General features: G+C 62.4%; 17 protein-coding genes. 9 read left to right on the top strand and 8 right to left on the bottom strand.

Annotation, left to right across the window (positions count from 1 at the left end; genetic code table 11):
* The first annotated feature begins 14 nt into the window (after positions 1-14).
* From GN300_RS08420 to GN300_RS08400, 5 genes are all read left to right on the top strand, one after another.
* Positions 15-1085, top strand: coding sequence for an AAA family ATPase (locus tag GN300_RS08420; RefSeq protein WP_050656937.1), 1071 nt, complete (start codon positions 15-17; stop codon positions 1083-1085).
* Complete coding sequence (locus tag GN300_RS08415; protein ID WP_063315538.1) at positions 1082-3268, top strand: DUF5682 family protein; 2187 nt, start codon at positions 1082-1084, stop codon at positions 3266-3268. Before GN300_RS08420 ends, GN300_RS08415 begins: the two co-directional genes overlap by 4 nt.
* Positions 3265-4428, top strand: a complete 1164-nt coding sequence (locus GN300_RS08410; RefSeq protein WP_047269390.1) for a VWA domain-containing protein — start codon at positions 3265-3267, stop codon at positions 4426-4428. The genes GN300_RS08415 and GN300_RS08410 overlap by 4 nt, the downstream gene beginning before the upstream one ends.
* Positions 4429-4470: 42 nt before the next feature.
* The gene (locus GN300_RS08405; protein ID WP_063315539.1) at positions 4471-6093 is read left to right on the top strand and encodes an MFS transporter; all 1623 of its coding nucleotides are present in this window, start codon (positions 4471-4473) and stop codon (positions 6091-6093) included.
* 237 nt (positions 6094-6330) lie between these two features.
* Positions 6331-8658, top strand: a complete 2328-nt coding sequence (locus GN300_RS08400) for a bifunctional diguanylate cyclase/phosphodiesterase (RefSeq protein WP_063315540.1) — start codon at positions 6331-6333, stop codon at positions 8656-8658.
* A gap of 1 nt (position 8659) precedes the next feature.
* Here the strand turns inward: GN300_RS08400 and GN300_RS08395 are convergent, their stop codons facing one another.
* Together GN300_RS08395 and GN300_RS08390 are read right to left on the bottom strand one after the other, a co-directional pair.
* Positions 8660-9784, bottom strand: coding sequence for a GGDEF domain-containing protein (locus tag GN300_RS08395; protein ID WP_063836244.1), 1125 nt, complete (start codon positions 9782-9784; stop codon positions 8660-8662).
* Positions 9785-9905: 121 nt separating this feature from the next.
* Positions 9906-11345, bottom strand: coding sequence for an amino acid permease (locus GN300_RS08390; RefSeq protein WP_063315541.1), 1440 nt, complete (start codon positions 11343-11345; stop codon positions 9906-9908).
* Positions 11346-11508: 163 nt separating this feature from the next.
* Here GN300_RS08390 and GN300_RS08385 point away from each other — a divergent pair, with 163 nt between their 5' ends.
* Positions 11509-13041: a PucR family transcriptional regulator gene (locus GN300_RS08385; protein ID WP_233405593.1), complete on the top strand. Its 1533-nt coding sequence runs from the start codon at positions 11509-11511 to the stop codon at positions 13039-13041.
* Here GN300_RS08385 and GN300_RS08380 read toward each other — a convergent pair.
* The 3 genes from GN300_RS08380 to GN300_RS08370 form a co-directional block, all read right to left on the bottom strand.
* Entirely contained in the window at positions 13017-14453 is a 1437-nt protein-coding gene (locus GN300_RS08380; RefSeq protein WP_007730582.1) for an aldehyde dehydrogenase family protein, read from the bottom strand. The two genes, GN300_RS08385 and GN300_RS08380, sit on opposite strands and share 25 nt — an antisense overlap.
* Complete coding sequence (gene gabT, locus GN300_RS08375) at positions 14450-15823, bottom strand: 4-aminobutyrate--2-oxoglutarate transaminase (RefSeq protein ID WP_063315543.1); 1374 nt, start codon at positions 15821-15823, stop codon at positions 14450-14452. The genes GN300_RS08380 and gabT overlap by 4 nt, the downstream gene beginning before the upstream one ends.
* A 118-nt stretch (positions 15824-15941) precedes the next feature.
* Positions 15942-16748 carry an alpha/beta fold hydrolase gene (locus GN300_RS08370; RefSeq protein WP_063316016.1) on the bottom strand — a complete coding sequence of 269 codons (807 nt, stop codon included), beginning with the start codon at positions 16746-16748 and terminating at the stop codon, positions 15942-15944.
* Between the two features lie 75 nt (positions 16749-16823).
* Here GN300_RS08370 and GN300_RS08365 point away from each other — a divergent pair, with 75 nt between their 5' ends.
* Positions 16824-17585 (top strand): DUF2127 domain-containing protein, encoded by a 762-nt coding sequence (locus GN300_RS08365; RefSeq protein WP_003943067.1) that lies wholly within the window; start codon positions 16824-16826, stop codon positions 17583-17585.
* Here GN300_RS08365 and GN300_RS08360 read toward each other — a convergent pair.
* Together GN300_RS08360 and GN300_RS08355 are read right to left on the bottom strand one after the other, a co-directional pair.
* Complete coding sequence (locus GN300_RS08360; protein ID WP_030536077.1) at positions 17569-18708, bottom strand: cation:proton antiporter; 1140 nt, start codon at positions 18706-18708, stop codon at positions 17569-17571. The two genes, GN300_RS08365 and GN300_RS08360, sit on opposite strands and share 17 nt — an antisense overlap.
* A gap of 7 nt (positions 18709-18715) precedes the next feature.
* Positions 18716-19078, bottom strand: coding sequence for a hypothetical protein (locus GN300_RS08355; protein WP_042446474.1), 363 nt, complete (start codon positions 19076-19078; stop codon positions 18716-18718).
* Between the two features lie 272 nt (positions 19079-19350).
* Here GN300_RS08355 and GN300_RS08350 point away from each other — a divergent pair, with 272 nt between their 5' ends.
* Positions 19351-19797, top strand: coding sequence for a cupredoxin domain-containing protein (locus tag GN300_RS08350; protein ID WP_063315544.1), 447 nt, complete (start codon positions 19351-19353; stop codon positions 19795-19797).
* An 81-nt stretch (positions 19798-19878) separates the two neighbouring features.
* Positions 19879-21669, top strand: coding sequence for a CocE/NonD family hydrolase (locus GN300_RS08345; RefSeq protein WP_063315545.1), 1791 nt, complete (start codon positions 19879-19881; stop codon positions 21667-21669).
* An 18-nt stretch (positions 21670-21687) separates the two neighbouring features.
* Here GN300_RS08345 and paaI read toward each other — a convergent pair whose 3' ends face one another.
* Complete coding sequence (paaI, locus tag GN300_RS08340) at positions 21688-22056, bottom strand: hydroxyphenylacetyl-CoA thioesterase PaaI (protein WP_047269444.1); 369 nt, start codon at positions 22054-22056, stop codon at positions 21688-21690.
* Positions 22057-22122: the final 66 nt, after the last annotated feature.

Below are 22122 nucleotides of genomic sequence, written 5' to 3'. Positions count from 1 at the left end.
AACCGGCAAAGCTGATGCGGCCCCACGCAGAGCAGGAGTACGCGCTCGAACTCGAAGCACTGGCCGCGCAGGATGCTCGTCCGCGTCCACCGTCGTGGAACTTGTCGCCCTGGGCCGTCGTGACGTATCTGTTGGGTGGCACTCTCGACGACGGAACAGTCATTTCGCCGAAGTACGTCGGTCCACGGCGGTTGATGGAAGTGGCCGTCGCAACTCTTGCCACCGACCGGGCGCTACTGCTGTTGGGGGTTCCCGGTACGGCCAAGACCTGGGTCTCCGAACACCTTTCGGCCGCAATCTCGGGTGCGTCGACGCTCCTGGTTCAAGGCACGTCGGGTACGCCCGAGGAAGCTATCCGCTACGGCTGGAACTACGCACGTCTTCTCTCCGAGGGGCCGACCGCCGGTGCACTGGTGCCTTCTCCCGTGATGACGGCGATGGAAACCGGGAAGATCGCCCGCGTCGAAGAGTTGACGCGTATTCCGGCCGACGTGCAGGACGCCCTCATCACCATTCTCTCCGAGAAGACGTTGCCGGTGCCGGAGCTGGGCATCGAGGTGCAGGCAGCCAAGGGCTTCAACCTGATCGCTACCGCCAACGATCGCGATCGCGGTGTCAACGACCTGTCGTCCGCACTGCGTCGACGGTTCAATACCGTAGTCCTCCCTTTGCCGGCCAGCGAGGAAGACGAGGTGGCCATCGTGGCACGTCGAGTCGAACAGCTGGGCGCAGCACTGGAATTGCCGACAACCCCCGCAGCAGCCGAGGAAATTCGCCGGGTCGTCACCGTGTTCCGGGAACTGCGATCAGGCACGACCACCGACGGCCGCACCAAGTTAAAGTCCCCGTCCGGAACTCTGTCGACGGCGGAGGCGATCTCGGTGGTCACCAACGGTTTGGCGTTGTCTGCGCATTTCGGGGACGGCGTACTGCGGGCATCCGACGTCGCTGCCGGAATCCTGGGCTCGGTGATCAAGGATCCGGTCGCAGACAAGGTGGTGTGGAACGAGTACCTCGAGGCAGTAGTGCGTGAACGCGGCGAGTGGTCCGACTTCTACCGGGCGTGCCGCGAGGTCACCGGGTGACCATCGTGATTCCGGACCTGCGTGTCCGGGTCTTCGGTATCCGTCACCACGGCCCGGGATCTGCTCGTTCGGTTCGGCAGGGTCTGGAAGAGTTCTCGCCTGACGTCGTCCTGATCGAAGGGCCTTCGGACGCAGACCCGTTGGTGATGCTGGCGGCGTCGGAATCGATGAAACCGCCGATTGCGTTGCTCGCGTACGCCACTGGCGAGCCGTCGAAGGCGGCCTTCTGGCCGTTTGCGGTGTTCTCACCCGAATGGCAAGCGCTGCAGTGGGCTGCGAAGAACGGTGTGCAGGCACGGTTCTGCGATCTGCCCGCCTTCAACGTGTTGGCGGATCAGGGGATTCGTACTGTCCGCGAGGGCGATCCTCTGTCGGAACTGGCCGCGGCCGCGGGTTTCGACGACACCGAGCGCTGGTGGGATTCGGTGATCGAATCGAGCTCGGGCGCAGATTCTTTCGATGCGATCACCGAGGCGATGGAGGCGCTGCGTGAGACAGTGCCGATCGACGAGGAGACAGCGCATCGCGAAGCGTACATGCGTCAGGTGCTGCGAAAGACGTTGAAAGATGGCGCTGAGCGGGTAGCGGTCGTCTGCGGAGCCTGGCACGCGCCGGCGTTGGTCGGAGCCTTGGGGCCGGCGGCACCCGATGCTCGCATCCTCAAAGGAATGTCCAAGGTCAAGACCTCGCTGACCTGGGTTCCCTGGACACATTCACGCCTGGCGTCGGCATCGGGTTACGGCGCCGGAATCACCTCGCCGGGCTGGTATCACCACCTGTTCACCGCGAACGACAAGACGATCACGCGGTGGCTCACCAAAGTTGCGCGGGTGCTCAGGGACGAGGACCTTCCGATCTCGAGTGCTCACGTCATCGAAGCTGTCCGGTTGGCAGATACGTTGGCGGCACTGCGTTCTCGACCCTTGGCGGGATTGTCGGAGGTCACCGAGGCAACGAGGTCGGTGATGTGCGACGGGAACGACGTTCTTCTGGATCTGATCACGCGAAGATTGGTTGTGGGCGAAGCGCTGGGCGCGGTGCCCGAGGAAACGCCGACAGTCCCACTCGAAGCAGACCTGCGCGCACGCTCGAAGACCTTGCGGCTCAGACAACAAGCGGGAGCAAAGACTCTCGATCTGGACCTGCGACGCGATATCGACGTCGAGCGTTCCCAGTTCCTGCACCGACTGGGGATCCTCGAGATCGATTGGGGGACCCCGGCCGACAGTGAGGTCCGTTCCACCGGAACGTTCCGGGAAACTTGGGCGCTGCAATGGAAGCCCGAATTCTCGGTCTCGGTGATCGAGGCGTCGCTGTGGGGCACGACGGTGGCTGCAGCGGCAACATCACGTGTCGTCTCGAAGATCAACGAGCCGGACATCTCTCTCGCGTCACTGATCGGACTACTGGAGAACTCGCTCCTGGCGAACCTGCCGGCAGCGTTGTCCGCTGTGCTGGAAAGTGTGAAAACGGTTGCGGCACTAGATCATGACGTGTCGCACCTGATGGCGGCGCTGCCCACGCTGACGCGAACGCTGCGGTACGGCGATGTGCGCGGAACCGACGTGTCGGCATTGGTCGACGTCGCCGACAGCCTGTTGATCCGCATTTGCACCGGCCTCGCAGTCGCCGTCACGGGCCTGGACGATCCCAGTGCCGAGGAGTTTCGCGAACACCTCGACAAGGTTCACTCGGCAGTCATGGTTCGTGACGATCGCGATGCGAGCGCGCGGTGGCTGCAGGCCATGGCCGGCGTGATCGACCGTGACGACGTCAACGGATTACTCGTCGGCCGGATGGTGCGGCTACTGTGCGACAGCGGTTCGATCACGGAAACCGCTGCAGCCCAGCGCTTGTCTCGGGCCCTGTCCGTGGGAAGTACGCCGACAGCCAAAGCCGGGTGGGTCGACGGGTTTCTCGGTGGAGGAGGGCTTGTGCTCGTTCACGATCGAGCGTTGCTCACGCTGATCGACACGTGGGTTCGCCAACTTCGTGAGCAGGACTTCATCGACACGCTTCCACTGCTTCGACGTACGTTCGGAGCGTTCGAGGCGGGGGAGCGTCGAGCGATCGGTCAGGCGGTCAGAGGTGGACGACGCGTCGAAACGACAGTGGAGACCGATGCTCGACGCGGCAGAGCGGCAATGGCGGTCGTTGCGGACATCTTGGGGGTGGGCGCATGAGCGACGACGATCAGCGCCTTCGACGCTGGAGACTGATGCTCGGGGAATCCGCCGAAGAATCGACGGGTGGGCTGGGCCAACCGGGCGAGCGTCGAATGGATGCAGCTCTTGCCGCACTCTACGATTCGTCCGGCCCGACCAAGGGGCGACGCCGCTCAGCCGGATTGGGGGCGTCGGCTCCGTCCGTCGCCAGATGGCTCGGCGATATCCGGACGTACTTTCCCAGCACGGTGGTGCAGGTGATGCAGAAGGACGCGATCGACCGACTGGGTTTGGCGCAGTTGCTGCTCGAACCGGAACTGCTCGATGCCGTCGAGCCCGATGTGCATCTGGTCGGGACGCTGCTGAGCCTCAACCAGGTCATGCCGGAGGCCAGCAAGGCCACTGCTCGAATGGTCGTCGGCAAGGTGGTTCGGGAAGTCGAAGAGCGAATCGCGCAGAAAACGAAGGCCGCAGTGACCGGGGCACTCAATCGTTCGGCCAGAACGTCGAATCCGAAGTTGCGTGACATCGACTGGGACCGAACCATCCGAGCAAATCTGTCGCACTACCTTCCGGAGTATCGAACCGTCGTCCCCGAGCGGCTCGTCGGATACGGCCGCAAGTCGAAATCCGTGCAGCGCGACGTAGTCCTGGCGATCGACCAATCGGGTTCGATGGCGTCCAGCGTCGTCTACGCGTCCGTGTTCGGCGCGGTGTTGGCGTCGATGCAGGCGCTGAAGACTTCGCTCGTGGTTTTCGACACTGCCGTCGTCGACCTGACGGACAAACTGTCCGATCCAGTCGACGTCCTTTTCGGGACCCAACTTGGTGGGGGCACGGACATCAACCGCGCAATCGCGTACAGCCAGTCACTGATCTCGCGTCCTGCCGAGTCGATGTTCGTTCTGATCTCGGACCTCTACGAGGGCGGTATTCGCAACGAGATGTTGCGCCGGATGGCCGCCATGAAGAACTCCGGCGTTCAAGTCGTGGTTCTACTGGCACTCTCGGACGACGGGGCACCGTCGTTCGATCACGACAATGCAGCGTCGCTGAGTGCCCTCGGGATTCCCGCGTTTGCGTGCACGCCGGACAAGTTTCCGGAACTGCTGGCGGTGGCTCTGGAACGCGGGGACGTGTCGGCTTGGGCGGATCAGCTCAGCCTCGAACAGCACTGACCGGTCTGCTTCGAGAACCTGAACACCGGGTACACCCGCACGATGGGTGACGGACAGGTTGCTGGTTCGACGACGCAGGCGGGTTCAGGACTGGTTCTCACGGTGTTGGCATCCAGCCAATTCCTGATGACCTTGGACAGTTCGGTCATGAATGTTTCGATGGCAACCGTCGCCGAGGACGTCGGCACGAGCATCACCGGCATTCAAACCGCGATCACGCTGTACACCCTGGTCATGGCGACGCTGATGATCACGGGCAGCAAGCTGGGGTCGATGATGGGTCGTCGCCGGGCCTTCGCGGTCGGCTTGATCATCTACGGCGCTGGTTCTCTGACAACGGCGCTCGCTCCCAATCTTGCGGTCCTGCTGATCGGATGGTCGTTCCTCGAAGGCGTCGGTGCGGCACTCATCATGCCCGCGATCGTCGCGCTCGTCGCCACCAACTTTCCGGCGCAGAAGCGCCCGGCTGCCTACGGTCTGGTCGCTGCCGCCGGCGCGATGGCCGTGGCGGTCGGGCCGCTGATCGGCGGCGCCGCGACGACATTTGCGTCATGGCGTTACGTGTTCGTCGGCGAAGTCGTGATCGTTGTCCTGATCTTGCTGGTGCTGAGCAAGGTGGTCGACGTCCCACCGTCGAAGTCGCGCCTCGACTACGTCGGATCGATCTTGTCTGTGGTCGGGCTGGGCATGATCGTCTTCGGCGTACTGCGCTCGAGCGAGTGGGGTTGGGTGCAGGCCAAACCCGACGGACCGCAGTTGGTCGGGCTTTCCCCGGTGGTGTGGCTGCTGATCGCCGGGCTCCTGGTCGTGTACGGATTCCTGCGCTGGGAGGGACGCCTGGCCGCTGCGGGGAAGGAGCCGTTGCTTGATCCGGCGATGCTGCGAAACCGCGAGCTCAGTGGCGGGCTGTCGATGTTCTTCGCGCAGTTTCTGGTCCAGGCGGGCGTGTTCTTCGCGGTCCCGTTGTTCTTGTCCGTAGTTCTGGAGCTCAGTGCCCTGGAGACGGGAGTTCGCATCCTGCCGTTGTCGGCGGCGCTCGTCGTGGCGGCGATCGGTATTCCGAAGCTACGGCCTACCGCGAACCCGCGACGCGTGGTCCGAGTCGGATTGTTGGTCATGGTCGTCGGCATTCTGATGCTCGTTGCAGGCATGGACCCCGGCGCCAATGCGGCGATCGTGATGATTCCCATGCTGTTCATGGGTTTCGGCTTGGGGTGCCTGTCTTCGCAGCTCGGAGCCGTCACGGTGTCCTCGGTCCCGGACGAGCGCAGCACCGAGGTCGGCGGGTTGCAGAACACCGCCACCAACCTCGGCGCTTCCTTGGGAACTGCCCTGATCGGATCGGTTCTCATTGCCACTCTCACGACGTCGGCGATCGCCGGAATCGAAGACAATCCGGCGGTTCCGACATCGGTGCAGCAGCAAGCGAGCACCGACATGGCCTCGGGCGTGCCGTTCCTGTCGACGACGCAACTCCGATCCGCTCTCGATGACGCCGGCGTCGCCGAGTCCACGGCGGATGCGATCGTGGACGTGAACGAAGAAGCCAGGCTGGACGCGTTGCGTGTCGCTTTTGCCGTGGCAGCGCTGCTCGCGATCGCCGCGTTGTTCCCGACCGCTCGAATCCCCCGCGTCGCGGTCGGCGACAAACGTGGTTCGAGCTAAGAATCAGCAATCGCGGATCGACCTGGACGATCGACGGAACGACCTCTGGATATAGTGATCTGCGCACAATCGATTCGTCAGATGGCTACCGTTGTGAAGGAAACAAGCAGCGAGTCTGAAACACTGACGTTTCACCGGATAAGGGTTCGGTGGGGAGCTGGGGGAGGTTCGGATGGCCAGGCGAGCGGATTCGACGCCCGCTGATGGCGCCTGCGCAGATGTCGGGATGCCTCGCTGATGAGCCGTCCGAGTCGATTGGGCAGGCAAGATCCTGCTTCGGAGGCCGACTGCAACAGCCTGTTTCGCCGTCAGATAGACGAAGCTGCAGCCGTCGCGCCGTTCGCCAATCTTGCGTACATGGCGAGTTTGGTCGTGATTCTGACCTACACCGTCCCGCCCGGACGTCAGACGCTCAGGTGGTTGGGTGGCGCCCTCATCTTTCTCGTCCTCGCGAATTCGATCCGAGTATGGATTCCCCTTCGCTGGCGGCCGTCGAAGCACACCCCGCGCTACGACTACGTGGGTCTGCTCGTCGAAGTGATCGTGGTCGCGACCCTCGACGTCACACTTTTCGCTCTGCTCTTTCACGACATGGACGTCTTCCGCGACTTGGTTCTGATCGCGACGATGGCCGGGATCATGGGCGCCGGGACCGTGACGTTCTCGAGTCTGAGATCGGTGAGCCTGACCTGGATCTACATTCACGGCCTCGGCGTCTTCACTGTTCTCGTCGTCCACGCCGAACCCCACTTTCGCATACTTGCGATTCAGTTGTGCATCTACATGTTTGCGCTCACCGTAGGGGCGGTCTATCTGTCGGCCTCTTTCCAGAGACGTTGTCTCGCAGAGTTTCAGGCGGAATCAGAGCGTCAGACTGTGGCGTTGTTGCTCGACGGTTTCGAGGGCGGTTCCCGCGACTGGCTGTGGGAGTGCGACACCAACGGCCGGTTCTCCCACACCTCGGCACGTCTCGCCGAGGTCGCAGGTATGACGGTGGACGAGTTGCAGAAACTCACCTTCGGACAACTCCTCACCAGACTCCAGATCGCATCGAGTCCGGAGGGGCGTGCGGCCGCGGCCCAGATGATCGACAAACTCGAATCGAGTGCTCCCTTCCGGGACACTGTCGTGCCGGTGCATGTCGACGGTAGGCGACGCTGGTGGTCTCTTTCCGGCAATCCACGGGTCCTCGAATCCGGCGTGATTCTGGGTTGGCGCGGTGTCGGTTCCGACATCACGGAGAGGTATGTCCACGAGCAGGAGATCCTTCGCCTTGCGGCCACCGACTCGTTGACCGGGTTACCGAACCGTCGTGCGTTCGGAGTGGCGCTCGAGGAAGCGATCGATTCTCGCGTGCCGGAGAAGCAGGTTCTCGTCGGGATTCTCGACCTCGACAACTTCAAATCGGTGAACGACACCCTTGGCCATCCGATCGGGGACCAATTACTTCTCGAAGTCACGAAACGCCTTCGCGACGTGATCGGTTCGGACATGTGCTCGCGGATGGGCGGTGACGAATTCGGGCTGATCGTCTGCACCTCTTCGCGCGACGATCCCGGTGTGATCTTCGATCGGTACCTGGAAGTGCTGCACGAACCATTCTTCGTCGAAGGCAATCGGATCGAAGTGCGGGCCACGATCGGTTACTCGAGCGCGCCCGAGGATTCGACGGACGCCGACGGATTGGTGATGCTGGCGGATCTGGCTCTGTACGAGGCGAAGTCGACGGGACGCAATCGAGTGGGTAAGTTCTCACCGCTGCTGCGGGCGAGGGCATCGGCGCGGGCGACGGCGTTGCACGAGCTGGACAGAGGGATCGAGGAAGGGCAGTTCGATCTCCATTACCAGCCTCAGGTCGACACTCAGACCGGTGAAGTGGTGGCCTTCGAGGCTCTTCTTCGGTGGAACCATCCCAGCCGCGGCCTCATCGGGCCCAGCCAGTTCATCTCGGTGGCGGAGGAAACCGGAATGATCATTCCCCTCGGCGCGCAGGCAATGGCGATGGCGACCGCCGCTGCTGCGGGGTGGCCGACCGGAATTGGCGTCTCGGTCAACGTTTCACCAGTGCAGTTGGTGTCGCGAGAGTTCGGTGCGATGGTGAAGAAAGCGCTGACGGATTCGGGCTTGCCTCCGCAACTGCTGCAGCTCGAAATCACCGAGACAGGTGTTGTGGACGATCGCGCGATCCGGGATCTCTACAAGCTGCGTGAGCTCGGGGTCACCGTCGCACTCGACGATTTCGGCACCGGCTATTCGTCCTTCGCCACGCTCCAGAGACTTCCAATCGACGTTCTCAAGATCGATCGCATGCTGGTCACCGACTCGGACGATCCGAAGATGTCCGTGGTGAAGTCCATTGTCGAATTGGCCGCGGCCCTCGGTATGAAATCGTTGGCCGAGGGCGTGGAGACCATCGAGCAGTTCCGCCGCGTCCAGTGGGTCGGGTGTGACCTGGTCCAGGGTTACCACATCAGCAAGGCTCTGACCGCTGAGCGCGTCGATGTGTATCTTGCCGCGACGGACACGGAAACCGGGCGCAGCGTCCACCCACTTACGTGGCTGTGAATCAGATCTGAGCCGAGCGGATCGTATTACCGCCTGCCGCCTTCGCTTGATACATCATCGAATCCGCGACATTTGTCGCCGCCAGGATTGCGGAAGCACCGCCGCTCCACGCCTTCGATTCGGCGGTCATCATCACCGCTCCGACGCTCACCGTTGTGGGGATCGCGTCGGAACAATCCGACAGCGCCGCGTTTATCCCTTCGATCAACAGGGTTGTCGATTCGGGATCGCCGGCGATGACGGCCAGGTATTCCTCCCCGCCGGTTCGAGCGATGACTCCGCGTTCGCCGAGATGTGTGCTCAATCGGTTCGCGGTTCTCCTGATGACATGATCGCCTTCGGCATGACCGTGAAGATCATTCACCGTTTTGAATTTGTCGATATCGACGACGATGAAGGCGAGAGATGAAGAATCGTCTCGGGCGCTCTCGAAGAGATCGCCGACTGCCCCTTCCAGCCCCCGACGGTTGAACAGTCCAGTGAGGGGATCCCGGTCCGAATACTGGGCATCGCGGTAGAGAGTGCGCCAAGTCAGGTGCGCAAAAATGGGAACGAGTGTGACAGCTCCGAAAAGAACGGTGCCGCGGGCCAGAAGCGTCGTGATATCGACGTCGCCTTCCATATATGCAAGAACGAAAACGGTAGTCGTGACGGTCGTCGACCAAACGACATGAGCGACAAGCCACTTTGCGCTGACAAAAAGCGTCGCAAAGGTTCCGGTGACCGCGAAGACGATGCAACCGAACGTCCCGGACGAGCGATCCGGCACCAGGAGGACGGCAGCCGCGATCCCGAGATCTGCGAATATTCCGAATGCAAGCAACCCCCGGCGTCCGGGAAACGGTTGTGTGAACCAGCATGCGGCGATTCCCACACACGTACAGATCATGAAAATCGAAAGAGCTTTGCCGGGTGTGGTCGGCGGCGTATCCGGACCGATCAATTTGTAGAAAGCGGACAGTCCGAAGATGATCGTCATCATTCCAAGCAAGGTTCGGAAGATCGGAATGATTGCCCGGCCGGATCTCTGGTGCTTTATCCACTCGTAGTCGTGTGGTTCGTTGAACCATTCGTGAAGTGTTCGCCAAGAACTGTGCCCCTCGGAGGCGATGACAGGGCTCGGCATGCTGTCCATTTTGCCTTGAATTTAGGTAAAGAGAAAATCTATGTTCGACCGCTTCCATCGGATCGGCTCTTTTCGGGGAAGAGGTTCAATTATCGCGTCGAGCGCTTACTCGATGCTTGTTTCAAGCCTTCTTCGAACTGCTGTGTGCGTTGTTCGAGGCGGTCGCGAACGATCCGACTTTTCGCGTACGAGACTTTCTCACGCCGTAAGCGGCGAGGATGACCCCCAGCGCGACCAGGCTTTGGACGAATTCCGCGCGCGTGGGTTCGTTGAGACCCATTCCCACCAGGATCACGAGAATCAGACCAGTGACCACTATCGGCAGGCCGGGATACAACCAGACACGGAATTTCAGAATCTCGGGGCTTTCGCGTTCCCATCGGCGTCGGAGGCGTAGTTCGGATACACAGATCAGGATGTAAACGAACAAGCAGATTGCGCCCGACGAATTCACGAGGAACAAGAAAATCGTATCCGGCCAGATGTAGCCGGCCGCGATACAGAAGTACCCGGCCACGGTGCAGGCGAGTACGCCCTTCACCGGCACGCCGCGGCTGTTGGTCCGTGTCATCCAGGCCGGCGCGTCGTTGTAGACGGAGAGTGCGAAGAGCATCCGTGACGCCGTGTACAGGCCGGAATTGAGGCAGGACAGCACCGCGACCAGAACCACGAGATTGAGAATGTCGGCGGCGCCGGGAATTCCGAGCAGGTCGAGTGCGGAGATGAACGGAGAATCGCCGACGACGAACGAATCCCACGGCAGCATCGTCACGAGGAGGAAGGTGGCGACAACGAAGAAGGCGAGAATGCGGAAGACGACCGTGTTCGTGGCCCGCCTGATCGCTCCGGCGGGTTCGGCGGATTCCGCTGCGGCGATCGTGACAAGCTCGGCTCCGGTCATGGAGAAGATCACGGCGACAACGCCCACCAGTACGGGGGTGAAGCCGTTCGGCAGAAATCCTCCGTGGCCGGTCAGATTGCTGAAATCGACTTCACTGCCGGGCCAGATGCCGAAGACGAACAGACTGCCGAGCACGATGAAGCCGATGATGACGGCGACCTTGATACCCGCAAACCAGTACTCGGCCTCGCCGAAGTTGCTGACGGAGAGAAGATTGACCCCGGTCATCACCAACAGGAGTACCGCTGACATGAGCCAGAGCGGGACACCATGGATCCACCGGGAGAGCAAGGTTGCTCCGACGACGGATTCGATGCCGACGACGATCACCCAGAAATACCAGTAGAGCCAGCCAGTGGTGAAACCCGCCCAGTCGCCCAACGCCATGCGGGCGTATTCGGTGAACGATCCCGTACACGGCTTGGCCACGGCCATTTCGCCGAGCATGCGCATCACCAGGAACACGATGATCCCGCAGATCGCGCACGTGATGACTGCGCCGGCGCCGGCCTGGTTGATGATTCCGCTCAGACCGACGAAGAAACCGGCGCCGATGACGCCGCCCATGGAAAGCATGGTCAGGTGGCGCTTCTTCAAGCCTGTTTTGAGTGTCGAATGAACGCTGGCGGCTTCGGCTGTTTCGGTGCTGCTGTCGGGCATCTGGGCTCAGCTCCTATTGCATGACGCGATCAGTTCTTTCGGAGAGACGCTAAGCGCATCGTGTGATCCAGAACATGGACTTGATGTACAAACCTGAACTGGAAACTGTCAGTTCTGTCCACTGCCTTTCTATTCACTGCCCTCGGAGGTTCCGGTAATGCCGATGACTGTCCGGCGCCTGGCGGCCACCACCTCGCTCGGCCTCACGATCGTTGCCGGTCACGACGACGTGGATCTGTCGATCAGCTGGGCGCACGCAATCGAATTGCAGGATCCGACCCGTTGGCTCGCCGGTGGAGAGCTTGTCATGACGACGGGGCTGCATCTACCGCGTTCGGCGACAAAGCAATACGAGTACGTCGAGCGCATCGCGCAGACTGGTGCGGTGGCACTGGCGTTCGACACCGGCACCGTCCACGAGAGGGTGCCGGACGCGATCATCAAGGCCGGCGACGAACTGGGTTTTGCCGTGCTTTCCGTCGCCAAGGAGACGCCGTTCATCGCCATTTCGCGGGCCGTGATCGACGAACTGACTGCCGACCAGATACGAACGGTGCAGGCGGTGGTCGACGCGCAGGAGAAGTTGGCGCGTGCCCTGCTCGACGGGGTGCCGGCTCTGATCACTGCCCTGGGTCGAGCCGTTCACGCAGCAGTCTGTGTTCTCGATCGGGACGGCGCGGTGCTGGCTCTGACGGAAGGTGCGAGTTCGTCTCTGCCCGAACGCATCAGGGAGCGATCAGGTAAGGAGCGCAGCCGGATCGTGGTGGACGACGACGGCCACCTGGCCATTCACCGCCTTGCTGTGAGCGGCACGCTGGCCGTGGCGTCCGAGGCCGCCTTGGATCAGTCCGAGCGATTGTTGGTGGGCCACACGGTGTCGCTGTTGACCATCGAGCTTGCCAAGCCGTTGCGGGTTGTCGATGCCGAACAGCGGCTGAGGTTGGCCGTTACGACGATGGTGCGCCAGGCCGGCGGTGACGTCGACGAAAGTCTGTTGCGGTACTTCGGATTCGAATCCGAAACCACGGTGGTGGCAACCGCCTTGACCGATGTCGGACCTTTGCTTGCGGCCACCGACATCACTTCAGCGGCCCTGGAAGAAGAGTCGGTGCCGTACCTGTTCGCCCCGCTGACTGACGGAACCGGTGTGTGGTTCGTCGTGAAAAGTGAAGTTGCGGAGAAGGTCACACGCAGTGTGTACGCGAGAGTGCGGGAGAATTCACGCCGGAGTATCAACGGTGGAATCGGTGGCGTCCGGCCGATGAGCGGTGTTGCGGCCAGTCTGCGCGAGGCCGTCTCTGCTGCCAAAGTGGGGCAGGTCGAAGGACACACGCTCGTTCCGTTCTCGGAGCTCGGGACTTTCAGTCTCTTGTTGAGTGTGCAGTCGAGCGAAGTTCTGCAGTCGATCGCGGCCGGTGGTCTCGGTGTGCTGGAAGGCTACGACGCCGAGAACGGTTCCCGTCTGGTGGACTCGATCGAAGCGTTCCTGCACCACAATGGTCAATGGGAGTCCGCTGCAGCGCAATTGGGTGTTCACCGGCACACGCTGCGTAACCGCATGGACAAGGCTGCCGAGTTGATCGGCCGAGATCTCGATTCCGCCCACACCCGGTCCGAGTTGTGGATCGCACTCAAAGCTCGTGAACTGCTGCAGGCGGAATCGAATTCAGATCACGCTCGGCCGCCCCTGAGATAGACGGTGGTGGTGTGAGTGAAGAACTCTCGTGCCGCGTCGCCTTGTTCCTTGGGCCCGTATCCACTCCTCTTCGCACCGCCGAAAGGTACGTGGGGATCAGCGCCCGCCGATTCCGAATTGACGTGCAGGATCCCCACGTCCAGATCGTCGACACCGGCAAGTGCACTGGTCAGGTCTTGCGTGAACAATGCTGCGGACAAACCGAATTCGCCCTCGTTCGCCAAGCGGAATGCGTCTGCGGTTGTTGCTGCCCGCTGCACCGCCAGTACCGGGCCGAAGAGTTCCTCGAACCACAGTTCGGTGCTCGACGGTAGTTCCAGCACTGTCGGTTGGACGTAGTAGCCCGACTGCGGCGCTTCGGCGGTGGCCACAACCCTGGCGCCGCCGTCGACGGCTCGATTGATCCCCTCGATGATCGACTGCTGCGCGTATGCGCTGACCACGGGACCTGTCGTGACGTCGGGATCGAGTGGATCTCCGACTCTCAGTTGCTTGACTTCAACGGTCAGCCTGGCCAGGAATTCCTCGGCGATGGATTCATGGAGCACCAGACGTGAAGTGGCCGTGCATTTCTGGCCGCTTGACCGAAATGCGCCCAGCATCACCTGCTCGACCGCAAGCTCGAGATCTGCGTCGGCAAGTACGACGGCTGCGTTCTTTCCACCCATTTCCGCCTGTACCGGAACTCCGCGCGCCGCAGCAGATCCCGCGATCTTTCGGCCGACGCCGGTGGAACCGGTGAAGGTGACGGCGTCGAGGTCCGGGTGATCGACCAGCGCTTCACCGGCCGCGCTGTCGGCGAGGATCATGTTCAGGACTCCGTCGGGTAGGCCCGCTTCGGTCAGTGCCTGCGCGAGACGGAAGGCCAGAAGGGGCACCGCGGCAGCCGGTTTCCAGACGACGGTGTTTCCGTACACCAAGGCAGGCGCAATCTTCCATGCCGGGATCGCGATCGGGAAGTTGAACGGCGTGACGACGCCTACCACGCCGAGAGGTTTGCGAGTGACGAGAATCTGCTCGCTGCTACGTGGGGAGGAATACACCGTTCCGGTCTCGCGGTCGGCGGCGTTGCCGTAGTAACGCAGAATCTGCGCTGCGCGGCGCACCTCTCCGATACCCTCGGCCAGCGTTTTCCCTTCTTCGCGGGTGAGTTCTTCGCCCCAGGCCTCAGCGTTGGATTCGATGATTTCCGCTGCGCGAGTGAGGTATGCGCCGCGTGCGGACATCGGCAGGCGGGCCCAGTCATTCGCGGCGATGCGGGCGACGCGAACACCGGTCGCCATTTCGGAGGCACCGGCGCGGCCTCCGGTGGCGACAACCTCGTCGGGACGGGCCGGGTTGGTGTCCGTCAGTGTGCCGTCGCTGCCCGTGACCCAAGCTCCGCCGATCAAGCTGCGCACTGCGACGCTCATCGGACTGCGGCCACAGCGTCGCGAAGAATACCGAGTCCTTCGGTCAGCAACTCGTCGGAGATGCTCAGCGGCGGGAGGAAACGGACGACGTTTCCATAGGTGCCGGCGGTGAGCAGAAGGAGACCGTGCGTGTGGGCGTAGCTGACGATCTGGGCGACGGCCTCGCGATTCGGAGCCTTGTCCTCGTCGTGGACGAGTTCGATTGCAATCATGGCGCCGCGTCCACGAATGTCGCCGATTATGTCTGTGTCCGAAGCGATTTCGGACAAACCTGTGGTCAGAATGTCGCCGATGTCCTTGGCGCGGTCGAGGAGCCCTTCCATCTCGATCGTCTCGAAAACTGCCAGGGCGGCCTCGCAGGCAACGGGATTGCCGCTGTACGTACCGCCGATACCACCGGGATGCGCGGCGTCCATGACGTCGGCACGGCCGGTCACGGCGGCGAGTGGCATTCCGCCGGCGAGACCTTTTGCGGTTGTGATGATGTCGGGGACGAAGTCCTCACTCTCGCTGGCGAACCAGGATCCGGTTCGTGCGATACCGGTCTGGACCTCGTCCGCGACGACGAGAATGCCGCGCTCACGGCAGAATTCCGAGATTCGCTTCAGGAATCCCGGAGCGGGAACGATGAAACCGCCCTCACCCTGAATCGGTTCCACGACCACAGCGGCTACCGATTCGGCGCCGATCTGAGTGTCGATCGCAAGACGGAACTGGGCGAATGCTTCGTCGGCCGCGTTTTCGGGGCCGCTCGGCCAACGGTAGGGGTATGCCATCGGAACCCGGTAGACCTCTGGTGCGAACGGGCCGAATGTGGCCTTGTACGGCTGGTTCTTGGCTGTCATCGTCATGGTCATCAACGTGCGACCGTGGAATGCGTGGTCGAAGACGACAACTGCCCGGCGACCGGTGGCGGCACGTGCGTATTTCACGGCGTTCTCGAGCGCTTCGCTGCCGGTGTTGAACAGCGCTGTTCGCTTCTCGTGATCTCCCGGGGTCAGGCGGTTGAGCGCTTCGCAGACCTCGAGGTACCCCTCGTAGGGGTTTGCGAGGAAACACGTATGGGTGAACTGACCGAGCTGGCGCGTGGTGCGTTCGACCACGCGCGGCGCACTGTTTCCGACGGTGGTCACGGCGATGCCGCTGCCGAAGTCGATGAACGAGTTGTCGTCGACGTCGACGACAACTCCTCCGCCCGCTGCGGCAACGTAAATGCTGGATCCGCTGGTCAGCCCGGCCGGCAGTGCGGCGCTCCGGCGCTTTGCCAAAGCGCGCGAGTTGGGGCCGGGCACTTCGGTGACGAGGCGTCGTATCTGGGGAAGGGTCGGTCCACCGATGCACGTTTCCGTGCCGTGCTCGAGAATGGTCATCGCAGTGCCTCCAGTCGTTTTCCGAACTGTAGGACGGCGATGAATGATCCGGACATGGCCGGATTGTCGAGTGGCTTCTATCTCATAGGACGCCGCGTCCAGCAGGTTGTCCAGCAGGTTACTGTGCGAAACTGCCGAGGAATCGTTGCAACAGTGGGTTGTACACCTCAGGGGCTTCCCAGAACGCTGCATGCCCCACACCGGGAATCACGTGATACGTGCCCTCCCAGAGATTCGCGAAGGTCAACGACGCGACATACGACGTGTTCACGAACGGGTCCTCGGCGCCGTCGATCACCGCGAGAGGCACAGACGCCGTTGCAACCAGAGCCTTCTGATCCGATTCGCGGCCGGCGCCGAATGCGTCGAACATGATCTTGCGAGCGCGTCCGTCCGTGCGTATCGCGGCGTCGAGTGCAGCCTGCTCGAAGGGAACGGCGGTCATTCGTGCGTAGAGTTCGGCTTCTTGCGCGGTGATGACCTCGGTGCCGCCGATGGACAATCCGTCGCCGGCTTTGAAGGCGTCGCCGAGCGTCTCGGGATTTGCCGGCGGCGTACCGGTGATGACGATTCCGGTGAGCCCGGGGAATTTCGCGATCAACTCGAGAGCGATGTGTCCGCCGAGCGACCAGCCGACGACAACGGCTCTTTCGACGCCGAGTTCGGTCAGAACATCGACGATGGCGTCGGCGTAACCGTTCTGCGTGTATGCGGCTTCGGGATCGCTCGCATCCTCGGAGTCGCCGTGGCCGAGTAGGTCCAGAGTGATCATGCGGTAGTCGCCGGCCCAGTCGGCGTCGACCTGATGACGGAAGATGGAGCGGCTGGCCGAGTTCCCGTGGATGAAGACAACCGGAAAACCGTCGGTGGCACTGTCGTCGACTGCCATGACGCCATGCCGGGTTTCGATCTTGGTGGTTGTCATCGGAATCCTCATCGTTCGAAGTGCACGGTCAGCGGGTATCCACGCTACCGGGCATATGCGGCATAGAGTTCACCCGTGGACTTCGCATTGCGCTCGTGCAGTTGGCACGGTCACGAGACCTACGCTCCGGACGAACCGGAACTGCGGGATCGACTACATGTGGACACTGCGGTGGGTCAGGCGTGGCGGTGCCTACGTTGCGGCAACTTCGTCCCGGGAGCGCCCCGAGCATCGGGACCGGCGGACGCCGCCCCCGAGGTTCCGCGGGGGAGGCTGCTTCGCGACCGGTTGATCATGCGACTTCTCGCCACCGAGAGAATGTTCCGCGCTCTGGGTTTGGTTCTTCTGGCGATCGGTGTGTTCGAACTGAGATCGTCGAAGGGTCGCGCCGAGGACGCCTTCGAGAACGAATTGCCGTTGATCAGGCCACTTGCCCGTCAATTGGGCTGGAACATCGACGATTCCAAACTGGTCCATCACATCGAGCAGGCGTTTTCGTTGTCCGCTACGACGCTCACCTGGATCGCAGTCGGGCTGTTGGTCTACGCCGGCCTTCAAGTGATCGAGGCAGTCGGCCTGTGGATGGTCGAACGCTGGGGCGAGTACTTCGCGGTGGTGGCGACCAGCTTGTTCCTGCCCCTCGAAATCTACGAATTGACCGAGAAGATCACGTGGTTGAGGGCCGGGTTGCTGCTGGTGAACATCGCTGCCGTCGTATGGCTGATCTGGAGCAAGCGACTCTTCGGTGTCCGCGGCGGCGGCGCGGCGTATCACGCCGAACATTCGGAGGAGAGCTTGCTGACGGTGGAGAGGGCCGCGGTCAAGCAGGCTTCGTGAGACCAGCTTTCGACGCGGCAGCACCCGCCAGCGTTGCTGCACCGATCGTGATCATGGCGGCGAGGAGGATGGCTGCGGGTTCACCGTCGCCCATCACCCCCAATTGAGTGCCCACCGTAACTGCGGCAACCGGTACTCCCAGTTGTGCGGCGGACAGCACGCCGAGAGGGAGCGGGAGACCGAGGGCGCGTATCGCGGCGTGAACCACGAGAGTTGCTCCGCCCAAGACCAATCCGAGCCAGATGGCGGACGGATGGGTGACGAGGTCGCGCAGATTGATCGCCGCTCCCAACCAGACGAAGAAGAGGGGAGCGAAGAAGCCGTCGGTGATGGCGAAGAGCTGTTTGGCGAGGCGGCGGGGTTCACCGATCGCGGCAAGAACGAGCCCGAAGGCGAAGCCCGCGAGCATGATCGACACGTGAGTGCTCGACGCCAGCGCTGCCAGAGAAAAGAGGATCACCAGATTGATCCGGAGTTCGAGTGCAAACTTTCGTTTCTCCGAGAATTTGTGGAGCCTTCGCCAATGGCCGGACCGGTGGAAGGCTCGCAGTACGAAGAACAAGGCAACCGCACACGCCGCCACAGCCAGTGCGCCGACACCGGCACGAGGGGCATTGTCCGGATCGATCACCAAAGGCAGCGCAACAATGCAGACGGTGTCCGCGATCGCGACCTGGGCAGTCATCTGCAGAACCGAGGTTCCACCGAGCCCCAGCGAATCGACGATGGGGAGAATCAACGCCGCGGACGACGACGCGATCAGGACCGCGTACAGCGCGGCGTGACCGGTGCCGAATGCCGTCGCCGCACCGTAGCCGGCAACAACCGACAGAAGTCCGACGACAACCGAGCGAACGGCACCCTTGCCGATTGCCGCACGGACTGCCGGATCGCGAACCGGGACGTGTGAGCCGGCCACCATCATCGTGAGCGCGAATCCGATATCGGCCAGGAACGTGAAAGTCTGGTCCGAAGAGTCGAGCAGCCCGAAACCGGTGACACCGAAGACGACGCCCGCGGCAAGTTCGCCGACCACCACGGGGACATGCCAGCTGACGCGAGCGCCGAGCAGCGGGCCGAGAATGCCGGCCAGCGCGACGAGGGCAAGGATGCCGAAGGTCATCGACGACCTACGAGTTAACTGTCGAGGGTGCGATCTTCGCGGGGATGGCGGTGTTCTCGTCCACGTGGTAGCTCGCACAGACACGGTGGTAGCCGTCGGCGATCTGCGCCGGTACTCCGGCGCGGAAGTCTCCCTGCACCAGCAGGATCGGCGACAGCGCGATCCCCTTGCGGATCTTCAACAGGTCGGCAGCAACGTGTGGGTTGTCGACCGGAAGCAGAGGGAGCCCAGCAGCCCGCAGGATGTCTTTGGCCTTCTTCGAGACCAGCGTCGCCGTCTTGAGGGCGTACACGAGAGCTTGGACCTGAACCGGCGTCGCGCCCAACTGGAGGTAATCGCGGGCCGCCGGGTAGTCGTGCTCGTCCGGCAGGTCCTTCCAGAGAACGGCGGGAGCCTTCTCGGCTACCTTCGGCTCTGCTGTCTTGGGAGCCTTCGGCTGCGCTGCCTTCGACGCCTTCGGCTGGGCTGCCTTCGACGTTTTGCTCTTGGCCATCTGTGCTGTTTCCTTCAGTGTCGGTCCGCGAGTGGAGCTGGTGCAGAAATCGTGCACTATCAGCGCCGCAGGCACCACATCGGAGCTGTTTGGCCCCCTAGGCGGCGGGTAATCAGCAGACTGCGGGGGAACGAGCAGGAGGCGAAGCAATGAAGCGGATTCTCGCAGTGCTCGCAGCGCTGATCCTGGCGGTGTTCGCACTGACCGCGTGCAGTGACAACAACGATTCGTCGGACAACGATTCGGCCGATCACGACGGCATGGCGATGACCAGTATGCCGATGACCAGCATGCCGACCAGTATGTCGATGCCGAGCATGCCTCTGGGTATGTCGACGCCGGGAGCGTCGTCGATGGGAATCGTGATCAGCGGCTTCGAGTATTCGACACCGGAGTCGGTGATACCTGGTCAGGTACTGACCATTCAGAACAACGACACCGTCGAACACTCGGTCACGTCCGATACGGCAGGACTGTTCAGTGAGGACATCGAGGCCGGCGAGACGGAAACCATCACGGTGCCGAACGAGCCGGGAACGTACACGTTCCACTGCACCTATCATCCGAGCATGCGCGGCACCTTGACGGTCAAGTAGAGGTCGGCTCGGTCTGGCGTGACTTTCGCGAGAAAACGTTGGCGGCACGCGCCGGATTGAGCTGGTGGAGAACAGATCCGGGTGTACGGTTTTCAGGTGCGCCGGAGAATTGCGATCAGTGTCGTCACGCTCGTGGTTTGCGCCCTCGGCTTTTCGCCGCCGGCGCTCGCGGATTCACCGAACGGCTCGTATTCGTCACAGCTGCTGTACTTCTCGGTCGATGTCGGGCCTGAACTCTCGACGCCGTGCACCGTCGTCGGTGAACTCTTTGTTCCCGATGGTGTCGACGCTGACAACCCAGCTCCCGCGATCCTGACCACCAACGGGTTCGGCGGTTCGTACAAGGACCAGATTCCTGCCCTGCAGAACTTCGCCGAGAACGGGTATGTCGGACTGACGTATTCGGGATTGGGTTTCGGCGGCACGAGTTGCAAGATCACCCTCGACTCTCCCGCATACGACGGTGTCGCCGCTTCCCAGTTGGTCAGCTTCCTCGGCGGCCAAGAAGGGATTGCCTTCACGGATCAGGCTCTGACGCAGCCCTATCCGGCGCTCACCGCGGTGGTTCAGGACTCCGTCGATCACACCGGTGCACCGTCGACGAACGACCCGCGGGTCGGAATGACGGGTGGCTCTTACGGCGGCGGGATTCAATTCGCCGCCGCGAGTGTCGATCCCCGTATCGACACGATCATCCCCATGATCACCTGGAACGATCTCTCGTATTCTCTGGCGCCCAACAGCACCGGGATCATCTCCGGAGTGTCGACTGCGGAGCCGGGAGCCGCGAAGGTGCTCTTTGCATCGCTGCTCTTCGGCGCGGGCATCGCGAATCCCGGTGTGGACGGTTACATCGCAGATCCCGCACGGCTACCCGGCTGCCCGAACTACGTCCCTTACATGTGCAACGCGATCGCCGAGGCGGTGGTGACCGGCGACATCGGACCGCAAGTAGTGAGTGAGCTCCGAGCGTCGTCGGTCTCGTCGTTCGTCGACCGGATCAACATTCCGGTACTGCTTGCTCAGGGGCAACAGGACACCCTGTTCGATCTGAACGAGGCAACCGCGACTTACGACGCGCTGAAGGATCGTGGCGTCGAAGCCAAGATGATCTGGCATTCGTGGGGGCACAGCCACTTGGCCGCTGCGCCGGGCGAGTTCAGCTTCTCCGCACCCGACGAGGATACCCAGTACGAGACCGGTCGCTTCATGGACTGGTTCGATCACTACCTCAAGGACGAGAACACGGAGACCGGCCCGGAATTCGCGTATTTCCGCAACTGGATCGACTACGAGGGAAACGCGGCACCGGCCTACGCGACGTCCGACACCGTCGATGTCGGGACCGCTCGCGCCTTCCATCTGTCCGCTGACGGGGGACTGCTACCGGACGGCGCGCCGGTGATGCCGGGTTCGAAGACGATCGTCACCGCACCGGCTGGGCTGCCGACGGGCGTAGAGCCACTCAATATCAATCCGGCCGGAAACATTCCGAATGCGCAGATTCCGGGAACCGAGGCGCTCTGGACCACTGCGCCGATGACCGAGGCGATGGACGTGGTGGGAGCCCCCACTGTGACGCTGCGCGTTGCGGCGCCCGGACAGCCGGTGGTGTTCGCGAAACTCTACGACGTGGCTCCGGACGGAACTTCCTCGCTGATCAACGGACTCATCGCGCCCATACGCATCAGTGATCCGTCGCAGCCGGTGCCGGTGACGATGCCGGCGATAGTGCACCGATTCGAGCCGGGGCATTCTGTTCGTCTGGCAATCACCGGTGGCGACATCAGTTTCCGTGGGGGATTGCAGGGCATGCCGGTGACGATCTTCGCCGACGGGTCCGGCCCCCTCGAACTTCCCGTCGTGGGCTGATACACCGTGGGCTGAATTTCAGCGGGTGATGGTTCGACTGTCGCCGCGGAACTCGGCCACGACGGCGTCGCCATTGCGAACGGTCACGTCGTAGATCCCACTTCGGCCGCCTCTAGCCTTCTCGGTGGCGACCGCGGTCAAGGTGTCGCCCAGACGGGTCGGACGCAGAAATCTGATGTCCGCGCGCGCTGCAACGGCTGAATCCTCGTAGCCGTTGCAGGCGAGCGCAAACGCGGTGTCCGCGAGCAGGAAAACATAACCGCCGTGTGTGATTCCGTGACCGTTCACCATGGTTTCGCCCACGGTGACGGTCACGGTTGCGCTACCGGGCGCCAGTTCGGAAATCTCGATACCGAGTGCCTGCGATGCCTGGTCCGCGTCGAACATCTCTCTGGCGGTGATGCTTCCTGTACTCACGAGACAACTCCTGTGTGATCGGGAAATTGCAGGGGT

The sequence above is a fragment of the Rhodococcus sp. Ni2 genome (assembly GCF_021352185.1).
Taxonomy (GTDB): Bacteria; Actinomycetota; Actinomycetes; order Mycobacteriales; family Mycobacteriaceae; genus Rhodococcus_F; species Rhodococcus_F qingshengii.
The sequence above is the reverse complement of the archived record's forward strand: the minus strand, read 5'-3'. Positions and strand labels throughout refer to the sequence as shown.